This is a genomic window from Marinomonas phaeophyticola, assembly GCF_026966905.1.
Classification (GTDB): Bacteria; Pseudomonadota; Gammaproteobacteria; order Pseudomonadales; family Marinomonadaceae; genus Marinomonas; species Marinomonas phaeophyticola.
In genome coordinates this window covers 1-20,844 of sequence record NZ_JAPUBN010000011.1, presented here as the reverse complement: position 1 = coordinate 20,844, position 20,844 = coordinate 1, and the positions used below count along the sequence as shown (strand labels likewise).

Genomic DNA, 20,844 nt, shown 5'->3' with positions numbered 1-20,844 from the left:
CTACTGCTCATCCTCTAAAGAAAAACTAACAACCCGAGCCATGGGGATCATACCTTGGCCCGTTGCCATCGTTGCTTGCTCAGTATGTTGCCTCAAATAACTCTGTAAGCGCTCATTATGAACATCCAAGCTTAATGCTTTAATATCTTGAGGAGAGGCAAGAATATCATCCGTTTGATCAACACTAGCCACAGCCAAAGTATCTAGATTAGCCGAGCTAAAGCCTGCATCTTGAGAAAGGAACAATTGCCCACCTAATAACGCCACAAATGCCACACTTGCTGCCAGAGCAAACGACTTCATAGAAATAAGATTACCTTTCTTTTCTGAGGCATTATCATTATCCAATTTTGCATCTGCAAGTATTTTTTGTTGCATCAAATTCACAACATTGGTATCGCGGTGAGTGACATTCCCCTCAAACGTTTCATCCGTTACGGTATCCACCGCATCAGGAACAATATCTTCAATGCCTACGCGTACTCGATGTAACAAATCAAACTCAGCCATATTAAGGCGAGCCTCTGTCGCATTACCCATGACCTGTTTCGTTATGGCATAAGCATTTAATTTTGCATCCAAATCTTTAGCATCTAGCTCTAAAAGAAAATCTAGATCTTCTGTCGATAGTCGATCGTCAACTAAATCAGATAAAGACAGCGCTATTCTTTCATTTTGTAATGTTTCTTCTGATGTATTCATATCACTCTCCTCCGTCCAAATAGGGACGAATATGTTGCTCGATCGCCTCTCTCGCTCTGAATATACGCGACCGAACCGTGCCTACTGGGCAATCCATTACTTGCGCTATATCTTCATAACTCATACCGTCGAATTCTCTTAAAGTAATGGCTGACTTCAGTTCTTCAGGCAATGTTTTAATCACACTGTAAATAGCCGCTTCCAATCGATTTCGGTTCAAATTTGCATCCGGTGATGCCACATCAGATAATTGCTCATATATTGTAAATGATTCATCATTATCTAATTCGACATCGTTGCCTGCTGGTCTACGAGATCGGCTCATTAAATAATTCTTCGCCGTGTTAACAGCAATTCGATAAAGCCAAGTATAAAAAGCACTGTCACCTCGAAATGAATGAATCGCTCGATAAGCCTTTATAAAACTTTCTTGGGCAACATCCATCACTTCATGCTGATCGTTAACATAACGACTAATGAGGCCACAGACCTTGTATTGATATTTAATTACCAACAGGTCAAATGCGCGTTTATCCCCTTTTTGAACTCTTTCAACCAACTCTTGATCAGAAGGCGAACCTTGCGGCATAGCAACCTCGTTTTAATAATAACTATGTCCAGCTTCTAATATTACATAATAAAAAGGTAGACATTAAAAAAACCAACTAGTTCAGACTTTGTTGTACTTGATTCTACTGTTAGGTGTAAATTACATTAGTAACAAGGCTCTAAAAGACGCTTTTCCTAACTTTGGTGATCATTCAATCAGATAAAGTATTCACTAATCACATACAACAATAGTAACATTAATCTTTTCATGATGAATCAGAACAATAATATGAGCCAGCAATATCACTATGATATTTTAATTATTGGAGCCGGTGCAGCAGGACTTACCCTTGCGCTGGAACTTGCCAAAACACATAAAGTTGCCATGTTAACAAAAGGCGATATCCGAGAAGGGTCAACCTTATACGCGCAAGGTGGTGTTGCGGCGGTGCTTTCTGATAAGGATACCATTGAGTCGCATATTGAGGATACGATCACCGCGGGCGCGTATTTGGGTGACCCAAATTCCATCCGCTTTACTGTCGAACACTCGAAAGAAAGTATCGATTGGCTTATTGAGCAAGGTGTCCCTTTTACTCGCTCAGATGAAGGCAATTCGTATCACTTAACTAAAGAAGGTGGACACAGCCATAGACGCATCATTCATGCGGCCGATGCAACGGGGCAAGCCATTTCTGCGACCTTAATCAATAATGCAACACATCACCCCAATATAGATTTTTTCCCAGATCGTGTTGCTATCGATATTATTACTTCTGAAAAACTAAAAATATCAGGCGATAATCGCGCTCTAGGTGTTTATGCTCTCAACCTAGAAACGGATGAAGTCAATGTGTTTAGCGCTGGAAGAATCGCCCTAGCAACCGGTGGAGCAAGTAAAGTCTATCTTTATACCAGTAACCCAGACACCGCATCAGGTGACGGTATAGCCATGGCATGGAGGGCCGGTTGCCGAGTAGCCAATCTCGAGTTCAATCAGTTCCATCCAACGTGTTTATACGACGCCAAAGCAAAGACTTTCTTAGTATCGGAAGCCGTTCGAGGTGAAGGAGGGAAATTACGACTACCTGATGGCAGTGCATTTATGCATAAGTTCGATGCACGAGAAGAATTAGCACCAAGAGACATTGTCGCTCGCGCCATTGACCATGAAATGAAACGCCTTGGTGTCGATCACGTTTTATTAGATATTTCTCATAAAGGAAGTGAATTTATTAAAAATCATTTTCCGACGATTTACGAGCAATGTTTAAAGTACGGTCATGATATGACGAAAGAGCCCATCCCTGTTGTCCCTGCCGCTCACTATACCTGCGGTGGCGTCATAGTAAATCAATTTGGACATACCGATCTAAAGCATCTCTACGCCATTGGTGAAACCTCTTATACCGGTCTCCATGGTGCTAACCGCCTTGCAAGCAATTCACTGTTAGAATGCATAGTGTATGCTCGCTCGGCCGCCCAACATATACTCTCCAATCCAGTACTACCTAAACCACAATTTCCTATTCCAGCCTGGGATGATAGTCAGGTAAAAGACTCTGATGAAGATGTGGTGATTGCTCATAACTGGCAGGAATTACGACAATTTATGTGGGATTACGTTGGTATCGTACGCACTAATAATAGGCTATTAAGGGCTAAACACCGGGTTGATTTACTGCTTTCAGAGATCGATGAGTTTTATAGCAATTATAAAATCAGTAGTGATTTAATTGAGTTGCGTAATCTAGCTAATGTCGCCGATCTGATTATTCGATCTGCGATGGACCGCCAAGAAAGCCGAGGCCTGCATTTTACCTTGGACTATCCTGAGACAAAGCCAGAAGCGAAACCAACGATAATATCACCAAAAAAATAAGCGATTACCTTCTGTAGATAGGAGATTTTTTTAGCCTTACTTGTCTTGCAGCAAAAGACTGTAATTGCCTATATTGCTTAGAATTTAACGAATCTCTTGGAATTAATAAGCGTATCCGCTTCGGCAAAAAACAAATAGAAAATCGTTTTTTAAAGAATGTTGAATTTGGAATAGGTTGTCGCTCATAGGAAGCATAAAGGCAAAGGTTTCCATATTGCTCAAAAGATAAATTTCGGCGGTTATCCGATTCAGTGAAAGTTCCTGCAATGTTACTTTTTCTCGAAAAGAAAGGCGAATACGCTGACATGATTACAAAAGCGTCGCTATTGTTCAACTCTATCACGATAGCTGGTGAACACCACCAGCGCCATATATAAGCAAGGCTGACAATCATACAGACACAGAACATCATCCAGAGAATATGATCAGCGATCAGCCAAGTACTCATGTATAACAACACTCCCCATAAAGGTAAGAGTGTTGTAATCAAAATACAGACTGAGGGCTTAAGTGTTATAGTTTTCAGGTTGGACTCGATCAAGAATCAACTTTACTATACGCGCAAGATCGGGATCCGTTGGTACTTCTTTCTGCATAAACCAAACAAATATATCCTGATCTTCACACTCGATTAGCTTACGAAAGCAACGCTTATCCTCCTCCCCTAACGTTTCAAAAACCTCTTCCATAAAAGGTTCTAGCAATATATCGAGCTCTAACATACCACGCCGGCAATGCCATTTTAAACGGTTAAACTCCATAGACCTTTCAACTTCACTCATTACATAACCTCTAGAGAAAAAACAATACTGACATTATAGCCCCTGTGACCATCGCAGCAAACCATTCAATAAAACAGAATTCTCCTCACTTACCCTCCCAAAATATAACAATTTGTCTCTATTTTAACTCACTCCATCATTGATTTTTAATAATTTGACGCCAACAATTAACTATTAAGCGAACCCTTTCGCACTTTATTTCAAAAGGCTAGATATTCCCCTATGAGCGATCTATTTACCTCTTTAAAAGATGAGTTCACGTTTCCTTTTTCAACACAACGAAGTGACCTAGGCATACTTCAGTTCGATGGGGTGGACTCAAATAAGTTTTTGCAAGGCCAGACAACTTGTGACCTAAGTAAACTAACCTCAGAAAACGCATTATTAGGTGCTATTTGCAATCTTAAAGGACAGGTTGTTAGTAACTTCTACCTTATAAAACAGTCTGAAACTATTTTAATGGTCATGAAGCATGACTTAGTCGAAAAGACGCATTTACACTTAAAAAAATTTGCCGTGTTTTTTAAAACAACAATCAGCGATGCAAGCCAGGCTTATATCCTAAATAGTATGTTTTATACGTCACCTACCATGGTCTTCACTCAACAAGAGCATAGATCTACTATTACTAAAGGGAAAACAACACAAGTACTTTTGCAAACGTCACCGATAAAACACCTTCTGACACTTACGCCTTCATCTTTAAACCCAGAAGAAACTGGCACGCTTAAATGCCCACTTTCCCAAGCAACACCATTACTCTCTCTGTTTGCAGAACCCTTAATTACGTTAAAGGACAGCGAGCGCTTCTTGCCTAATATGTTGAATATGCAATTTACTGATGGTATTAGCTTTAAAAAAGGCTGTTACACCGGACAAGAAATTGTAGCGAGAGTACATTATCGGGGTAAAACCAAGAAACGCCTATACCTTGCATCTCTTGATCAAGCAATGGAACTAAGCCAAACGGATATTCAGACTACCGACGCTAAGCCAGTTGGCGACATTATTGAATCAGCAAGCCTAAACGGTAAAACCATTTTATTGGCGGTCATTACTATCAGCGATACCGATTCCGTATTGAATATCAAAGATCAAACCGTCAATTTACACGACCTACCTTATTCTATTGAGTAAACCCACAGAAATAGCGATTCTCATCACGATGTAAAGTCGCTATTTTTATAACTCTGTCAGCTGCCAATGAATGGGGTCTTGGTTATGATACTTTAAATACTCATTTGTTTTTGAAAAGTGCTGGCACCCAAAAAAACCGCGATAAACGGAAAGCGGTGAAGGGTGGACAGATTCAAGTACTAGATGCTTATTGCGGTCTATTTTTTTACCTTTCTTCTGGGCGTAAGCCCCCCACAGAATAAAAACCACATGCTCATGTTGATTATTAATAAGCGCTATCACAGCATCCGTGAACGCCTCCCAACCTTTTCCTTTATGAGAATTAGGTTGCCCAGCTTCTACTGTCAACACACTGTTTAACAGTAGGACTCCCTGCTGAGCCCAAGGTATTAAACAACCATGATTCACTGGCTGGATACCTAAATCACTTTCAAGCTCTTTATATATATTCACCAGTGAAGGAGGGATCTTTACTGAAGGCAATACAGAAAAAGATAAACCATGAGCCTGTTGAGGTCCATGATAAGGGTCTTGCCCAAGCACAACGACTTTTACCTTATTAAATTCAGTTAAATTAAAGGCTGCAAAAACATCGCTTTCCTGAGGGTAAATAATACCTCCCTCAGATTTTCTAGACTTTAAAAAGTCAAATAATGTATCCAATACACTTAAATCCATCATTTGTGCTAGAGGTTTTCGCCAATCATCTTTCAAAGACATCAAATTCATCGCATATATCCACATTTAAAGCCAATAACTTTTGCTTCAATCGTTCTGCTAAAGAATAATAAAAATTTAAATCTTCAGAGCCATCGTTCGCAATAAAGAACTTTAACAGCATCCATGCCATTTCACGAATCAAATACAAGGCATGGTAATATTCTAAAGTTCTCATTGTTTTCTCAACAGGCAAGGTTGCATCATAGGTATAGATTAAGGATTTGCTCTGGCTACAGGTTAAATTATGAGAGGCTTTCACTACGGCTAAATCAAACAGCGGGTCACCCCATCCGGTATACTCCCAGTCAATAACCCAAAACTCAGAATCATCAGCAAGACAATTTTGTGGATTTAAGTCATTGTGGCATACACAGGCCTGATAAACGGGTATTTGTGCCATTAGAATTATCATTATTCGTGTCAGTAAGTCACACTGTTTTAACCATAAAATATCCATACCTGGAATATGACCTATTTGCTCAATATAATGTTTTATAACAACATTTATTTGATAGGGCTTTTCTTCGATTTTGAGCTGGTGAATACGCTTTAGTCGTTTTGCCAAACGAATAACGTCATTCTCCTTATGTTCTATATCCCATGGAAACGCCCCTTGAGAAACAAAGCGACTCACCATAAACCCATCACGCTTTATTAGCAAAAGAGGCGGTGATAGCCCAGCCTCAGTGGCGAGTGGCAATATCCTTCTTTCATCTTCTCGATTAATTAAAAAACTTTCCGCATCCAAATCAGGAACTCGAATCACAAATAATGGAACATTGTTTCTATTTAATGAATAAGTTTTATTTGAGAAGCCTCCGTCTATTTTATTCAGTACTAATTCAGAAATAGGTGGCAGTAAATGATAAATTGGCGTTAAATTGTTGAATATTTCCTTCATTTGTAATCCTTTTATTGCCAGATATGAACGCTAATGTAAAATGATAGCAGCCATTTATTAGTCAATAAACAGACTTGAAGAACCACAATGATTAAACACGACGATATAATTCGAAAGATCCAAGAAAACTTAAATACACTCAGTAAATCTGAGAAAAAAGTAGCTGAAGCTATTTTGGCTGACCCTAAATCAGCGATTCATTCAAGTATCGCAAAATTAGCCGCAAAAGCTGAAGTCAGCGAACCAACAGTAAATCGATTTTGCCGTAGTTTAATTGGCAGTGGGTTTCCTGATTTTAAAGTTGCTTTAGCGCAAAGCCTTGCAACAGGAACGCCTTATGTAAATCTCAATGTTGAGCCTGACGATGCCCCTGGAGCGGTGACCCATAAAATTTTCGAAGCGGCTAAAAATGACCTGACACGGGCACAGTTACTGCTACCTGAAGCGCTCATTAGCCGCGCTGTCGATGTGCTCGCTCAAGCTAGACGAATTGAATTTTATGGCTTAGGGGCTTCTGGGCCAGTAGCGCAAGATGCACACCATAAATTTTTTAGACTAAATATGCCAGTTGTTGCTTATACGGATATTTTAGTACAAAGAATGGCGGCCGCAGGAACACATCCTGGCGATGCGGTCGTTGTGATTTCTTATACAGGAAGAACACTTCCCCTTATAGAAACCGCACGGGTGGCTCGTGAAGCTGGCGCAACGGTTATAGGACTAACGAACCCAAACTCTCCGTTAACGGAGCATTGCTCAATCATTCTTCCTATCGAAGAAACAGAAGATACGGATATATATACTCCGATGAGCTCTCGAATTGTGTATTTGACATTAATTGATGCACTAGCAACTGGCGTATTATTAAAACGAGGTCCAGAGTTTAACGCTCATCTAAAGAAACTGAAATTAAGCGTGCAAGACACTCGCTTACCAAAAGAGAAAAAATAACCGATAAAAAAGGGGAGCAATTGCTCCCCAAACACCCGTACTGAAAAAAGTGACTTACTTAAATCAGTCGTCAGAGGAAACATTACTCAAATAGGCTACATGCACCTTGCTCGGCACCACTTACCTGTTTTCTTTGCGCACCAAATAACTCACGCCCCATACCTTGGTATGAACGCGTTAAATCTTCTATAACCAATTCTCTTGACGCTAACTCAGACGCATCTATCAACAACGACAGCTCACCCGTTATTGAATCCACTCGGACTAAATCACCATCTTGAATTTTCGCAATTAATCCACCTTCAACAGCTTCAGGCGTTAGGTGAATCGCAGCAGGAACTTTACCAGATGCGCCTGACATTCTTCCATCAGTAACCAAAGCAACTTTATAACCCTGATCTTGTAGGTTGCCTAAATAAGGCGTTAATTTATGTAGCTCTGGCATCCCTAAAGCTTTAGGTCCCTGGAATCGCACCACCGCCACACAATCTCGTTTCAACAATCCACTAGAGATCGCTTCTGCTAACGCATTCTGGCTATGAAAAACCACCGCTGGTGCCTCAATCACACGATGCTCAGGTTTGACGGCAGACACTTTTATAACCGCCCTACCTAGATTACCTTTTAGCAACGACAAACCACCCTCTGGACTGAAAGGGTCATTAATAGGTCTAACTACATCTAAATCTAAGCTTTGATCCGTACCATCTTTCCAGATTAATTTGCCATTTTCTAGGAAAGGCTCTTTTGTATAATGCTGTAATCCTTTGCCAACGATGGTATTCACATCTTCATGAACCAAACCTCCTTTAAGCAATTGCTTCACTAAGAACCCCATGCCACCAGCCGCATGAAAGTGATTAATATCCGCTTGTCCATTGGGATACATCTTGGTTAGAGAAGGAACCACTTTACTTAATTCAGAAAAATCATCCCAAGTAACAATAATTCCCGCCGCTCGAGCAAACGCAACGATATGCATGGTGTGATTCGTTGATCCACCAGTTGCAAGCAAACCGACTATTGCATTCACAATACTCTTTTCATCAACAATTTTATAAAGAGGACGATAGTCTGCTCCCATTGCTGTAATTTTTGTCGATAATTGTGCCGCATATTCAGTCAAGGCTTCTCTTAATAAGCTATCTGGAGCAACAAAGGAAGAACCTGGCAGCTGTAACCCCATTAGCTCAACCAATAATTGATTAGAGTTGGCGGTCCCATAAAAAGTACAAGTACCAGCACTATGGTAGGAAGAAGATTCCGCTTCTAGTAGTTCATCTCGTGACGCTTGACCTTGAGCAAATCTTTGCCTAACCGCCGCTTTCTCTGCATTACTGATACCAGAATGCATTGGACCAGAAGGAATAAATAAGCTCGGTAAATGGCCAAATCTTAAGGCGGCTATAAGAAGTCCCGGTACAATTTTGTCACAGATACCTAAAAATACAACCGCATCAAACATATTATGGGATAACGCAATAGCCGCACCTTGAGCTATGTTGTCGCGACTAAACAAACTTAGCTCCATACCATCTTGACCTTGAGTCACGCCATCACACATAGCTGGGACACCGCCAGCAAATTGGGCAACCGAACCAACCGCATGTACGGCACGGCGAATTTTATCAGGGTAAGACTCGTAAGGTTGGTGCGCAGACAACATGTCATTGTAAGAAGAAATAATACCCACATTCGCTTCATTTAATAATGTGAGCTTCTGCTTATCTGTTGGAGTACAGGCCGCAAAACCGTGAGCCAGATTACCACATGATAACTTCCCCCTATGAGGGCCATTTTGCTGAGCCGCTTCCATGTCTTGTAGGTATTCAGAACGCAAAATTTTACTGCGTTCAATGATTTTTTTGGTAACACTTTCCACTGTAGGGTTCATTAGTCACTCCGAGATAAAGCAATGTAAGACCTAACAGGCCAATCAATTATGTAATATTACAACATTTAATCCAAAAAAACGCATAAAATCACAAAATAAAATAAATAAATGTAATAAAACTACATAAATATCAATTTTTCACGAGATATCTTCTTATTACTCCCCCTACAAATACATTTTTAATGTATCATTACCTCTTAATTGTACATTTATATAGAGAAAAGGTGCTTTCAGGGCGAACTAGCCCCCCTATAGATGGGATACGTATTGATTAGATCCTATCTTTTGTAGTATTTTTACATCATTATTAACTTAGTATGTTAAATAGATATTAAACAGAATTTAATTTTAAAACTTTACTGAATTTAAAGAGGTTGGTATGACTATTAAAGTAGCGATAAACGGTTATGGTCGAATTGGTCGTAACGTTCTAAGAGCCCTATACGAATCAGGTAAAAGAGAACAAATTCAAGTTGTTGCGATCAATGATTTAGGCGATGCAAAAATTAATGCTCACCTAACTAAATACGATACCGTTCATGGTCGTTTTAATGCCGAAGTTAACTTTGATAACGATGCTCTTTATATCAACGACGATAAAATCAGTATCTCCTCTGAACGAGACCCATCTAAATTACCATGGGCAGAATTAGGTGTTGATGTTGTCTATGAATGCACAGGGTTCTTTACTACGAAAGAAACAGCCAGTGCCCATATTACAGCCGGTGCTAAAAAAGTTATTATTTCAGCGCCAGGTAAACAAGTCGATGCCACAGTTGTGTTCGGTGTAAACCAAGACATTTTAACGTCTGACATGACAGTCATTTCAAATGCGTCATGTACAACAAACTGCTTAGCCCCAATTGCAAAACCTCTAAACGATGCATTAGGTATTGAAAGTGGTTTGATGACGACTATTCACGCTTACACTAATGATCAACGTTTATCAGATGTTTATCATACAGATCTATATCGTGCTCGTGCAGCCGCAATGAACATGATTCCAACTCAAACTGGTGCCGCCGCGGCCGTTGGTTTGGTTGTTCCTGAGTTGGCCGGTAAATTTGATGGTATGGCCGTTCGCGTTCCAACTATTAACGTCTCTTTGGTTGATTTAACATTCTTAGCACCTCGTGAAACAACGGCAGATGAGGTAAATCAAATCATTGAAAATGCTATTGCTAATGATCCTGTATTAGCTCAAGTATTATGCGTAAACAAAGAGCCTCTTGTCTCTAGTGACTTTAATCACAGTACCTATACTTCAAACTTTGATGCGACACAGACTCGCGTTCAAGGGAAGTTAGTTAAAGTAATGTCTTGGTATGATAATGAATGGGGATTTTCTAACCGTATGTTAGATAATACTATTGCATTGATGAGTGCAAAATAATCATTCTTCACTAAGGCTGCTCTTGCAGCCTTAGTCATTTTTAACCTCTTGTATTTTAATGCTTTCTAAAACGATCGGTATTTATCATGAATCGCAGAACAAAAATTGTTGCTACACTTGGCCCAGCATCCAGCTCTCCTGAAATGATTGAAAAACTCATTCTAGCGGGTGCTAACGTATTTCGATTGAACTTTTCTCATGGTCAACCAGAAGATCATATTGATCGAGCAAATGTCGTTCGTGCAATGGCAGCTAAAAATGGCAAACATGTAGCTATTCTAGGTGACCTACAAGGCCCTAAAATTCGTATTGCTCGCTTTAAAGACACTAAAGTACAATTGAAAGAGGGTGAAACCTTCATATTAGATGTAGGTTTTGATAAAAATGCAGGCAATGAGACTCGAGTAGGCATTGATTACCCCCAACTTGCCGCCGATTCAGAACCAGGCAATATCCTTTTGCTTGATGATGGACGTGTTGTCCTAGAAGTCCTAGAAGTAAAAGGTATGGAAGTCATTACCAAAGTTATTGTGGGTGGCCCTCTATCAAACAATAAAGGCATTAATCGTCAAGGTGGCGGTTTATCCGCTGCGGCCTTAACAGATAAAGACAAAGCGGATATCCTAACCGCTGCAGCACTCAAGGCCGATTATCTTGCTGTTTCTTTTCCACGCTCAGCCGCCGATATTGAAGAAGCTCGGACGCTTGCTCGTGCAGCAGGCCTTAAAGCAGGCATAGTCTCTAAAGTAGAACGAGCTGAAGCCGTTGCTGATAACGAAACGCTTGATGCTATTATTATTGCATCTGATGCCGTTATGGTTGCACGTGGAGACCTTGGTGTAGAAATTGGCGATGCCGAGTTAATTGGCGTACAAAAACATATGATCAAACGTTGCCGTCAACTAAACCGTCCAGTTATCACGGCGACTCAGATGATGGAAACAATGATAACAAGTGCCATGCCAACTCGCGCAGAAGTATTTGATGTAGCTAATGCCGTATTAGATGGCACCGATGCGGTAATGCTATCAGCTGAGACCGCTGCAGGAGATTATCCTGAAGAAGTCATCCATACTATGGTACGAGTCTGTAAAGGTGCTGAAAAACAACCAGCAATCAATCGTTCAAAACACCGTATTGATGTCACGTTTACTGACATTGATGAAGCTATTGCGATGTCTGCAATGTACGCGGCCAATCACCTTGAAGGCGTTAAAGCCATTATCAGCTTAACGGAGTCGGGGACTACGCCTTTGCTCATGTCACGCATTAGCTCTGGTTTGCCTATTTACGCTTTATCACCAAATCAAGAAACGCTCAATCGAACGGCTCTTTATCGTGGTGTAACACCAGTGTCCTTTCCTTCAAAAGAGTTTGATAAAGATAGCTTAAATCAAGGACTAGTTGATGCGGTTACCGCACTTGGCGTCCTTGAAGAAGGCGATTTAGTTATTTTAACGAAAGGCGACCATTTAGTCAGCTCAGGCTCAACAAACGCAATGAAAGTGGTTCGTATTGGTGACGTTCACTAAGTCATTAAATGAGATAGGAACAAAATATGCAAAAGAAACTCATTACCTCTCCAGCCAGAAAACGAATTGCACTGGTTGCTCACGATAATATGAAAGCTGAGCTAACCCAATGGGCTCAAAAGCATAAAGAGCAATTAATAAAGCATGACCTTATGGCGACAGGCACAACTGGGAATCTTTTGCATAAACACCTTGATGTGCCAATACAAGCACTAATAAGCGGCCCTCTAGGTGGAGACCAACAGCTTGGAGGTCTTATTGCCGAAGGCAAAATTGACGTTTTAATTTTCTTTTGGGATCCTTTTGAACCTATGCCTCACGACCCAGATATTAAAGCATTATTAAGAGTGGCCGCGGTCTGGAACATACCTATTGCTTGCAGTGTTTCTTCAGCTAATTTTTTGGTTTCTTCTCCTTTATTCAACGAACCTTATGAACGTTTAATACCGGATTATGATGCTTATTTAAAAGAGCGACTTTAATTAGTCGCTTTTTTTTAATTAAAACCCTCTCAATAATTCTGTTTAACTCGCCCCAAAGCCGATAATCCGCTATATTAACGCGATTATTTTTTCACCATTTGAGTCCTCCATAAAATAGAACTTAAATCGGCGTAAATGAACACGCTATCAAGTGTTCCCTTTAACAAGTATTAACTCATTGACTGACAGGAGTACGACTGTGCAAGCAAAAGTTGCCCTTATTATGGGCTCAAAAAGCGACTGGGCTACTATGGAATCTGCCGCAGAAATTATGGATTTATTAAAAGTTCCATACCATGTAGAAGTTGTTTCAGCCCATCGTACCCCAGTGAAGCTTGCAGAGTTTTCTGAACAAGCCGTAAGTCGTGGCTTTAAAGTTATCATAGGTGGTGCCGGTGGCGCCGCACACCTTCCCGGAATGGTTGCCGCACATACAAGGCTCCCTGTATTAGGTGTTCCAGTACAAAGCAAAGCGCTAAATGGCATGGACAGCTTATTATCAATCGCTCAAATGCCAAAAGGTGTTGCCGTTGGGACCTTAGCTATTGGCAATGCAGGGGCGTTCAATGCTGGCCTTTTAGCATGTCAAATTTTAGCAAATGAAGACTCTGAATTAGCACAAAGAATTGAAAATTTCCGTAAGCAACAAACCGAAACTGTTTTATCAAAACCGGATCCAAGGGAGGTTTAGATGTCTACTATTTGGGTTCTTGGCGCTGGCCAACTGGGTGCGATGTTAAAGCACGCAGCGACACCTCTAGGTCTTGATGTTCGCCCCGTAGATATTGAGTCAACAGATACTTTGCCTTTATCTGCAGATGATATTGTCACCGCTGAAAGAGAAGAATGGCCTAAGACAAATGCCACAGAGCAACTGGCAACGCATAGCAATTTTGTTAATTTGAGCACTTTCCCACAGCTTGCAGATCGCCTTACTCAAAAAAAATGGTTAGATAAGTTAGAGTTAGCAACAGCCCCTTGGTTTCCAATTGAACAAGACTCGACTAGTAATCATTGCTATAACACCCTTGGAGAAAAAGTATTATTAAAGCGCCGACGAGGGGGCTATGATGGCAAAGGTCAGTTTTGGCTTAAACAGAGTGAAGGCACACAAGTCCCTGAAGACTGGAAAGGCCATGCCATTGCAGAACAAGCTATTAACTTTGATGAGGAAGTGTCTCTTGTCGGTGTTCGAGGAAAGAATGGGGAGTCTTTCTTTTACCCTCTTACCTTAAATCTCCACATTAATGGCATTCTCTATGCTTCTATAGCCCCTCTCGATAGGTTGACGCATTTGCAAACGAAAGCAGAAGCAATGCTCAGTAAATTGATGGAGGCTCTAGATTATGTTGGTGTTATGGCAATGGAGTGTTTCCGACTCGGAGATGACCTACTAATCAACGAACTGGCTCCAAGAGTTCATAATAGTGGCCATTGGACACAAGCAGGAGCAAGTGTAAATCAATTTGAAAATCATATTAGAGCAGTAGCCGGATTACCGTTAGCAAAAGCGGAAGTCAAAAATTTAAGTATGATGGTGAATTTGATTGGTGTACCAGTTAACTATGATTGGCTATCTACGGAAGGGCTGGAACTGTACTGGTATAATAAATCCGTCAGGCCAGGCAGGAAAGTCGGTCATATTAATATGTGCTCAGGCCATATTGATAAACTCAACACCGCATTGACAGAACTTGATGCCCAACTACCTGAACCCTATCAAGAAGCCATCAAATGGCTAAAAGCAAACCTTCCAGGTTAATACTTTGACATAAATAAGCCCCAAATATAATGTGAATATTTGGGGCTTATTTAATTCAGGTTACCGGAAACTTATTCTTCGCTTAATACGCCTCGACGTACTTGATCTCTTTCCATACTTTCAAATAACGCTCTAAAGTTACCTTCACCAAATCCCTCATCTCCTTTCCGTTGAATCAACTCAAAGAAAATAGGCCCAATTACCGTTTCCGTAAAGATTTGCAATAAACGACCACCATTTTCAGTCGGGGCTCCATCCATTAGAATAGCATTTCTTTTCATTCGAGCGACATCTTCCCCATGGCCAGGTAAACGTTCCTCAAGCATTTCATAATACGTATCTGGTGGTGGTGTTAGGAAGGAAACGCCTATTTCACGCAGTTTTTCTACTGTCTTAAAAATATCATCACAGCCCATCGCGATGTGCTGAATCCCTTCCCCTTTATATTGTGTTAAATATTCTTCAATTTGGCTTTTATCATCCGCAGACTCGTTAATCGGTATACGTATTTTTCCACATGGACTAGTCATGGCTTTAGATTTTAGACCTGTTAACTTGCCTTCTATATCGAAATAACGAATTTCTTGGAAGTTGAAAAGATTGGTATAGAAATCAGCCCATACATCCATATTACCCCGCATCACATTATGCGTAAGGTGATCAATGTACGACATGCCAGCTCCAACAGGATTCATATTATTTTCATCACATGGCTCAAAATCAATATCGTAAATAGAACCTTTATCACCATAACGATCCACTAAATAAATAAGACTCCCACCGATACCTTCAATAACAGGAATATTCAGTTCCATTGGACCAATTTGATTGGTTGCAGGCTTAGCTCCGAGCTCAAGGGCTCGTTTGTATGCATACGCCGCATTCTCAACACGAAATGCCATAGCACAAACACTGGGCCCATGAGCTTGTGCAAAGCGCTGAGCAAAGCTGTCTGGCTCATGATTAATAATAAAGTTTACTTCACCCTGCCTGTATAAAGTCACTTGTTTAGACTTGTGTTTTGCAACAGGGGTAAAACCTAATGAAAGAAATAAATCTTCTAATTGTTGAGCATTTTCAGCTGTGTATTCTACAAACTCAAAACCATCTGTCCCCATAGGGTTGAGATCAGTAATTAACGAAGACATTTTTAACATGTAGTTTCTCCAACGTTCTTATATTTATTGTAATAATAAGGTCAAGTTCGATATAGCGCACTCAACACAGCACCCATTTATTATAAGAAGAGGCAGCAAATATTACCGTGCAAAATAGAAAGAGAATTCAAATTAAAATACACGATAAATACACTTTTTGTTAAAAATATGATCTTATCTTGCAGATTAGTTCATATATCGTTATTTTTATTACATACATACAAGATTACAGAGATGGGAAACACATATGATTGAATTAGACAATTACGATTGGAAATTACTTAAGGCGCTGCAAAAAAACGCAAGACTCTCAAATGTATCACTATCTGAAGTAATTAACTTATCGCCATCACAATGTTCTCGCAGACTACAAAGATTAGAGCAAAGCGGATTAATCAAAGGCTTCTTTACCCAATTAGACCAAGACCAATTAGGTTTTGGAGTAACCGCTTTCGTCAGCGTCACTTTAGAAAAGCATGGCGAAAATCCGGCACATCACTTTCATCAAGAAATACAAAAAATCCCTACTATCCTAGATTGCTATTCAGTCACAGGAGACGCTGACTATCTATTAAGAGTCATCAGTCCAAATCTAAAAGCCTTTTCAGATTTTCTTATGGATCACCTTATTTCCATAACCAGTGTTAGCCATGTAAAGTCCACAGTCGTGCTAGATCAAATCAAGACCTCACACGACTGCCCATTACCAGAGTAAATTAAACAATATTATCCACTTTTGGGATGCTCCACTCTTCCTTCAAAGATCCTTGATACCACTCCTCCATAGAGGGTAAAGCCCTCATAGCGTCGCTCCATCTGGAAAATTCAGTCGAGACGAATAAGCCATAACCAGCCACTCGCCACATAACAGGTGCATACATGGCATCTAAAATACTGAATTCACCACATAAGAAATCCCCTTCACTTTTGTCTTGAGCGGCAAAAAAAGCCCAGATAGAGGCCAGCCTAGATAAATCACGCATAACCTCATCTGACGGCTCTATTATCTTAATACTACGACAATTCATGGGACATTCAGACCTTAATGCCGAAAAACCACTGTGCATTTCCGCCGCAGCGGAACGAGCGACGGCTCTTAACTTAGATTCTCTCGGCCAAAGAGGCTTATCTGCATAGGATTCAGCCAAATATTCCATAATAGCTAAAGAGTCCCAAATAACCATACCCTCAGATTCAAGTATTGGCACAAGTGCAGGAACGGCTTTATCAGCAGAGAATTCAGATAATGCACTCGAATGCGCAAAAGGCAGCAAGGTTTCAGTGAATGGAATATCGAATTCTTTCATTAACAACCACGGCCGTAAAGACCATGAAGAATAGTTTTTATAAGTGATATTTAAATTCATAATATTTCTCGTTAACAGTAAGGACCTAATTATGTTAATTTAATCAATACAACATAAAAAGCGATAAATACCGTTGAATTAATTCGAGAAAATGGAAGAATGAATCAAAAACAAATTCGCAGTTTACTGACTATTGTTGAGCTAGGTAGCATAGCCAAGAGCGCTAATAAACTGTGTTTAGCTCCCTCCACAATCTCTCAGCAAATAAAAGAGCTATCACAGGAGCTAGGTGTGGAGTTGTTTCAACCTGCTGGTAGAGGCATACAATTAACAGATACAGGAAATAAGCTTTTACCTAGTTTTCGACAATTTCAGCAATTAGCCGAAGATATTAAAGCAGAAGCACAGTCAAGCCACACTGAAGCCCATGGCACTCTAAGAATCTTCGCTCCCAGCTCTATGTGCATCTATCGCTTACCATTAATAATAGACAGGCTACAGGCATCCTCACCTAATATTGAAGTCATTTTAATTCATGAACCATATGACTATCAGTCTGCACTGAGACACAGGGAAATTGATGCCGCTATAACAGTAAGTGAGACGATTGATTCTGAATGGCATAATTTAGCTCTATATAAAGAAGAAGTGCTTTACGTTACTCATCCGAACAGACATAAAAAAGAAAGCTTATCATTATCAGAACTACAAAAAGAGGTATTAATCACTACAGAAGCAGAATGCACATATCGACTGGCTGCTGAAACACATTTTTCTAACGAAAAGATACAACTTCGCCCAAGACAAACTTTTAGTAATGTAGAAGTCATTAAACGCTGCCTTTTAACAAATATGGGGATTGGACTACTGCCAAAATGCGTTATTCAAGAAGAGCTAAACCTTGAGCTATTGAAACACCAAAAAGTATCAGGTACTCCCTACCCATTCCATTCTTATCTTATTTATCCTAAAAACCGATCTATCTCCTCCAAATTAAATGCATTCATAGATGCAGCACAACAAAGCACTTAATCAGTGTGCCTATTATTAAACTAGTTTTAAAGCTTCTGGCAGACACACTTACTGGACGGTATGGCTGAATGTGCACAGCAAATAGTTGGAGTAACGGTTTGAAAGGTAGGTCGGCATTTATGCCGACAAAAAGAGGCTCATCAGGATAAGTTGATTGGTAGCTCTTGAAGAGCAATACAGGTCGGAGCTTATTACGCACACATTGTCGGTCTGAAGTCGCCATTAATCCCAACAGGAGATGTAAGTCGGGATTCATCCCGACAAAAAGTATCATGTTAGTCGATATAGGTATGCTGTGTGGCATTATTGTTGGCCTAAAGGCCAACCTACGGGAGATGTAAGTCGGGATTCATCCCGACAAAAAGTATCATGTTAGTCGATATAGGTATGCTGTGTGGCATTATTGTTGGCCTAAAGGCCAACTTACGAGAGATGTAAGTCGGGATTCATCCCGACAAAAAGTATCATGTTAGTCGATATAGGTATGCTGTGTGGCATTATTGTTGGCCTAAAGGCCAACCTACGAGAGATGTAAGTCGGGATTCATCCCGACAAAAAGTATCATGTTAGTCGATACAGGTATGCTGTGTGGCATTATTGTTGGCCTAAAGGCCAACCTACAGACGAAAAAAAGCCCTGACTGCGTGAGCAATCAGGGCTTTCTAAATAAAACTTGACGACGACCTACTCTCACATGGCGAATGCCACACTACCATCGGCGATGACGCTTTTCACTTCTGAGTTCGGGATGGGATCAGGTGGTTCAACGTCTCTATGATCGTCAAGCAAACGGGTTGCGTTCGTTCTGAGTGTCTGTGTTAAGCCGTTAAGCTTAATCCAGCAGGTTCACTCACAACACGCCAATACGTGCTTGAATCTTTAACAATGCTTTTTTTGAAATAGCGATAACCAAGTATCAAACCAGCACACCATTGCTGATGCTGTCGTAATCTGTGTCTCTATGATCTTTTCATGATGCCGTTTGACCCTTCTCTTTACGAGTTTTCTCAGTCTCTCTTTATCACTCAAAACCACTTTGGTGTTATATGGTCAAGCCTCACGAGCAATTAGTATTGGTTAGCTCAATGCCTCACAGCACTTACACACCCAACCTATCAACGTCGTAGTCTTCAACGGCTCTTTAGGGGACTTATGTCCCAGTGAGATCTCATCTTGAGGGAGGCTTCCCGCTTAGATGCTTTCAGCGGTTATCCCGTCCGAACATAGCTACCCGGCAATGCCACTGGCGTGACAACCGGAACACCAGAGGTTCGTCCACTCCGGTCCTCTCGTACTAGGAGCAGCTCCTCTCAAATCTCAAACGTCCACGGCAGATAGGGACCGAACTGTCTCACGACGTTCTAAACCCAGCTCGCGTACCACTTTAAATGGCGAACAGCCATACCCTTGGGACCGGCTTCAGCCCCAGGATGTGATGAGCCGACATCGAGGTGCCAAACACCGCCGTCGATGTGAACTCTTGGGCGGTATCAGCCTGTTATCCCCGGAGTACCTTTTATCCGTTGAGCGATGGCCCTTCCATACAGAACCACCGGATCACTAAGACCTACTTTCGTACCTGCTCGACGTGTCTGTCTCGCAGTTAAGCGCGCTTTTGCCTTTACACTCTACGCATGATTTCCGACCATGCTGAGCACACCTTCGTGCTCCTCCGTTACTCTTTGGGAGGAGACCGCCCCAGTCAAACTACCCACCACACAGTGTCCTCGATCCCGATAAGGGACCTGAGTTAGAACCTCAAACATACCAGGGTGGTATTTCAAGTTTGGCTCCACTAGAACTGGCGTCCTAGTTTCAAAGCCTCCCACCTATCCTACACAAGTAGGTTCAAAGTTCACTGTGAAGCTATAGTAAAGGTTCACGGGGTCTTTCCGTCTAGCCGCGGATACACAGCATCTTCACTGCGATTTCAATTTCACTGAGTCTCGGGTGGAGACAGTGTGGCCATCGTTACGCCATTCGTGCAGGTCGGAACTTACCCGACAAGGAATTTCGCTACCTTAGGACCGTTATAGTTACGGCCGCCGTTTACTGGGGCTTCGATCAAGAGCTTCGCTTACGCTAACCCCATCAATTAACCTTCCAGCACCGGGCAGGCGTCACACCCTATACGTCCACTTTCGTGTTTGCAGAGTGCTGTGTTTTTAATAAACAGTCGCAGCCACCTGGTATCTTCGACCGATCAATGCTTACGGAGTAAATCCTTCACACTAACCGGCGCACCTTCTCCCGAAGTTACGGTGCCATTTTGCCTAGTTCCTTCACCCGAGTTCTCTCAAGCGCCTTGGTATTCTCTACCTGACCACCTGTGTCGGTTTGGGGTACGGTTCATGTATATCTGAAGCTTAGAAGTTTTTCCTGGAAGCATGGCATCAACTACTTCGTCCAAAAGAGGACTCGTCATCAGTTCTCGGTCTTAAGAGGGCCCGGATTTACCTAAGCTCTCAACCTACCACCTTAAACACGGACAACCATCGCCGTGCTAGCCTAGCCTTCTCCGTCTCTCCATCGCAATATACATAAGTACAGGAATATTAACCTGTTTCCCATCGACTACGCATTTCTGCCTCGCCTTAGGGGCCGACTCACCCTGCCCTGATTAGCATGGGACAGGAAACCTTGGTCTTCCGGCGGGGAAGT

General features: G+C 41.3%; 19 protein-coding genes and 2 rRNA genes. 10 read left to right on the top strand and 11 right to left on the bottom strand.

What is annotated here, in order from left to right; all coding sequences use genetic code 11:
- Together O1D97_RS04010 and rpoE are read right to left on the bottom strand one after the other, a co-directional pair.
- Entirely contained in the window at positions 1 to 702 is a 702-nt protein-coding gene (locus O1D97_RS04010) for a hypothetical protein (protein ID WP_269123021.1), read from the bottom strand.
- A gap of 1 nt (position 703) precedes the next feature.
- On the bottom strand, positions 704 to 1,291 hold the full coding sequence (gene rpoE, locus O1D97_RS04005) for an RNA polymerase sigma factor RpoE (protein WP_269123019.1): 588 nt from the start codon (positions 1,289 to 1,291) through the stop codon (positions 704 to 706).
- Between the two features lie 249 nt (positions 1,292 to 1,540).
- Between rpoE and nadB the strand changes: the two genes are divergently transcribed.
- Positions 1,541 to 3,133: an L-aspartate oxidase gene (gene nadB, locus O1D97_RS04000; protein WP_269123017.1), complete on the top strand. Its 1,593-nt coding sequence runs from the start codon at positions 1,541 to 1,543 to the stop codon at positions 3,131 to 3,133.
- Between the two features lie 4 nt (positions 3,134 to 3,137).
- On the opposite strand, the gene O1D97_RS03995 is transcribed toward nadB, so the two are convergent.
- Both O1D97_RS03995 and O1D97_RS03990 read right to left on the bottom strand, forming a co-directional pair.
- On the bottom strand, positions 3,138 to 3,581 hold the full coding sequence (locus O1D97_RS03995; RefSeq protein WP_269123015.1) for a hypothetical protein: 444 nt from the start codon (positions 3,579 to 3,581) through the stop codon (positions 3,138 to 3,140).
- Positions 3,582 to 3,639: 58 nt separating this feature from the next.
- Complete coding sequence (locus tag O1D97_RS03990; RefSeq protein ID WP_269123013.1) at positions 3,640 to 3,915, bottom strand: FAD assembly factor SdhE; 276 nt, start codon at positions 3,913 to 3,915, stop codon at positions 3,640 to 3,642.
- Positions 3,916 to 4,137: 222 nt separating this feature from the next.
- Here O1D97_RS03990 and ygfZ point away from each other — a divergent pair, with 222 nt between their 5' ends.
- The gene (gene ygfZ / locus O1D97_RS03985) at positions 4,138 to 5,052 is read left to right on the top strand and encodes a CAF17-like 4Fe-4S cluster assembly/insertion protein YgfZ (protein ID WP_269123012.1); all 915 of its coding nucleotides are present in this window, start codon (positions 4,138 to 4,140) and stop codon (positions 5,050 to 5,052) included.
- Positions 5,053 to 5,097: 45 nt separating this feature from the next.
- Here ygfZ and ung read toward each other — a convergent pair whose 3' ends face one another.
- Positions 5,098 to 5,781: a uracil-DNA glycosylase gene (gene ung / locus O1D97_RS03980; protein WP_428981088.1), complete on the bottom strand. Its 684-nt coding sequence runs from the start codon at positions 5,779 to 5,781 to the stop codon at positions 5,098 to 5,100.
- The gene (locus O1D97_RS03975; RefSeq protein WP_269123010.1) at positions 5,756 to 6,673 is read right to left on the bottom strand and encodes a phosphotransferase; all 918 of its coding nucleotides are present in this window, start codon (positions 6,671 to 6,673) and stop codon (positions 5,756 to 5,758) included. Before O1D97_RS03975 ends, ung begins: the two co-directional genes overlap by 26 nt.
- A gap of 87 nt (positions 6,674 to 6,760) precedes the next feature.
- On the opposite strand from O1D97_RS03975, the gene hexR reads away from it, so the two are divergent.
- Positions 6,761 to 7,624, top strand: a complete 864-nt coding sequence (gene hexR, locus O1D97_RS03970) for a transcriptional regulator HexR (protein WP_269123008.1) — start codon at positions 6,761 to 6,763, stop codon at positions 7,622 to 7,624.
- A gap of 82 nt (positions 7,625 to 7,706) precedes the next feature.
- Here hexR and edd read toward each other — a convergent pair whose 3' ends face one another.
- Positions 7,707 to 9,518 carry a phosphogluconate dehydratase gene (gene edd / locus O1D97_RS03965; RefSeq protein WP_269123006.1) on the bottom strand — a complete coding sequence of 604 codons (1,812 nt, stop codon included), beginning with the start codon at positions 9,516 to 9,518 and terminating at the stop codon, positions 7,707 to 7,709.
- 379 nt (positions 9,519 to 9,897) lie between these two features.
- On the opposite strand from edd, the gene gap reads away from it, so the two are divergent.
- The 5 genes from gap (at position 9,898) to purK (ending at position 14,687) form a co-directional block, all read left to right on the top strand.
- Complete coding sequence (gene gap / locus O1D97_RS03960) at positions 9,898 to 10,911, top strand: type I glyceraldehyde-3-phosphate dehydrogenase (RefSeq protein ID WP_269123004.1); 1,014 nt, start codon at positions 9,898 to 9,900, stop codon at positions 10,909 to 10,911.
- Between the two features lie 86 nt (positions 10,912 to 10,997).
- Positions 10,998 to 12,443, top strand: coding sequence for a pyruvate kinase (gene pyk, locus O1D97_RS03955; RefSeq protein WP_269123003.1), 1,446 nt, complete (start codon positions 10,998 to 11,000; stop codon positions 12,441 to 12,443).
- 26 nt (positions 12,444 to 12,469) lie between these two features.
- Entirely contained in the window at positions 12,470 to 12,925 is a 456-nt protein-coding gene (locus O1D97_RS03950; RefSeq protein WP_269123001.1) for a methylglyoxal synthase, read from the top strand.
- 199 nt (positions 12,926 to 13,124) lie between these two features.
- Complete coding sequence (purE, locus tag O1D97_RS03945; protein WP_269122999.1) at positions 13,125 to 13,616, top strand: 5-(carboxyamino)imidazole ribonucleotide mutase; 492 nt, start codon at positions 13,125 to 13,127, stop codon at positions 13,614 to 13,616.
- Positions 13,617 to 14,687: a 5-(carboxyamino)imidazole ribonucleotide synthase gene (gene purK / locus O1D97_RS03940; protein ID WP_269122997.1), complete on the top strand. Its 1,071-nt coding sequence runs from the start codon at positions 13,617 to 13,619 to the stop codon at positions 14,685 to 14,687.
- Between the two features lie 71 nt (positions 14,688 to 14,758).
- Here purK and hppD read toward each other — a convergent pair whose 3' ends face one another.
- A complete protein-coding gene (gene hppD, locus O1D97_RS03935; RefSeq protein ID WP_428981101.1) occupies positions 14,759 to 15,835 on the bottom strand; it encodes a 4-hydroxyphenylpyruvate dioxygenase in 1,077 nt (358 codons plus the stop codon).
- Positions 15,836 to 16,091: 256 nt separating this feature from the next.
- On the opposite strand from hppD, the gene O1D97_RS03930 reads away from it, so the two are divergent.
- Positions 16,092 to 16,559 (top strand): Lrp/AsnC family transcriptional regulator, encoded by a 468-nt coding sequence (locus O1D97_RS03930; protein ID WP_269122993.1) that lies wholly within the window; start codon positions 16,092 to 16,094, stop codon positions 16,557 to 16,559.
- Between the two features lies 1 nt (position 16,560).
- Here the strand turns inward: O1D97_RS03930 and O1D97_RS03925 are convergent, their stop codons facing one another.
- Entirely contained in the window at positions 16,561 to 17,211 is a 651-nt protein-coding gene (locus O1D97_RS03925; RefSeq protein ID WP_269122991.1) for a glutathione S-transferase, read from the bottom strand.
- Between the two features lie 99 nt (positions 17,212 to 17,310).
- Here O1D97_RS03925 and O1D97_RS03920 point away from each other — a divergent pair, with 99 nt between their 5' ends.
- Positions 17,311 to 18,183 carry a LysR family transcriptional regulator gene (locus tag O1D97_RS03920; RefSeq protein ID WP_269122989.1) on the top strand — a complete coding sequence of 291 codons (873 nt, stop codon included), beginning with the start codon at positions 17,311 to 17,313 and terminating at the stop codon, positions 18,181 to 18,183.
- Positions 18,184 to 18,854: 671 nt separating this feature from the next.
- On the opposite strand, the gene rrf is transcribed toward O1D97_RS03920, so the two are convergent.
- Positions 18,855 to 18,969: ribosomal RNA gene (rrf, locus tag O1D97_RS03915) — 5S ribosomal RNA — on the bottom strand.
- 260 nt (positions 18,970 to 19,229) lie between these two features.
- Positions 19,230 to 20,844 (bottom strand): 23S ribosomal RNA (locus O1D97_RS03910); the annotation flags it as partial.

What these genes read in the sequence shown, in the direction of transcription:
- O1D97_RS04010 (WP_269123021.1), bottom strand. Translation starts at nt 702, where the DNA reads ATGAATACATCAGAAGAAACATTACAAAATGAAAGAATAGCGCTGTCT.
- rpoE (WP_269123019.1), bottom strand. Translation starts at nt 1,291, where the DNA reads ATGCCGCAAGGTTCGCCTTCTGATCAAGAGTTGGTTGAAAGAGTTCAA.
- nadB (WP_269123017.1), top strand. Translation starts at nt 1,541, where the DNA reads ATGAGCCAGCAATATCACTATGATATTTTAATTATTGGAGCCGGTGCA.
- O1D97_RS03995 (WP_269123015.1), bottom strand. Translation starts at nt 3,581, where the DNA reads ATGAGTACTTGGCTGATCGCTGATCATATTCTCTGGATGATGTTCTGT.
- O1D97_RS03990 (WP_269123013.1), bottom strand. Translation starts at nt 3,915, where the DNA reads ATGAGTGAAGTTGAAAGGTCTATGGAGTTTAACCGTTTAAAATGGCAT.
- ygfZ (WP_269123012.1), top strand. Translation starts at nt 4,138, where the DNA reads ATGAGCGATCTATTTACCTCTTTAAAAGATGAGTTCACGTTTCCTTTT.
- ung (WP_428981088.1), bottom strand. Translation starts at nt 5,781, where the DNA reads ATGAATTTGATGTCTTTGAAAGATGATTGGCGAAAACCTCTAGCACAA.
- O1D97_RS03975 (WP_269123010.1), bottom strand. Translation starts at nt 6,673, where the DNA reads ATGAAGGAAATATTCAACAATTTAACGCCAATTTATCATTTACTGCCA.
- hexR (WP_269123008.1), top strand. Translation starts at nt 6,761, where the DNA reads ATGATTAAACACGACGATATAATTCGAAAGATCCAAGAAAACTTAAAT.
- edd (WP_269123006.1), bottom strand. Translation starts at nt 9,518, where the DNA reads ATGAACCCTACAGTGGAAAGTGTTACCAAAAAAATCATTGAACGCAGT.
- gap (WP_269123004.1), top strand. Translation starts at nt 9,898, where the DNA reads ATGACTATTAAAGTAGCGATAAACGGTTATGGTCGAATTGGTCGTAAC.
- pyk (WP_269123003.1), top strand. Translation starts at nt 10,998, where the DNA reads ATGAATCGCAGAACAAAAATTGTTGCTACACTTGGCCCAGCATCCAGC.
- O1D97_RS03950 (WP_269123001.1), top strand. Translation starts at nt 12,470, where the DNA reads ATGCAAAAGAAACTCATTACCTCTCCAGCCAGAAAACGAATTGCACTG.
- purK (WP_269122997.1), top strand. Translation starts at nt 13,617, where the DNA reads ATGTCTACTATTTGGGTTCTTGGCGCTGGCCAACTGGGTGCGATGTTA.
- hppD (WP_428981101.1), bottom strand. Translation starts at nt 15,835, where the DNA reads ATGTCTTCGTTAATTACTGATCTCAACCCTATGGGGACAGATGGTTTT.
- O1D97_RS03930 (WP_269122993.1), top strand. Translation starts at nt 16,092, where the DNA reads ATGATTGAATTAGACAATTACGATTGGAAATTACTTAAGGCGCTGCAA.
- O1D97_RS03925 (WP_269122991.1), bottom strand. Translation starts at nt 17,211, where the DNA reads ATGAATTTAAATATCACTTATAAAAACTATTCTTCATGGTCTTTACGG.
- O1D97_RS03920 (WP_269122989.1), top strand. Translation starts at nt 17,311, where the DNA reads ATGAATCAAAAACAAATTCGCAGTTTACTGACTATTGTTGAGCTAGGT.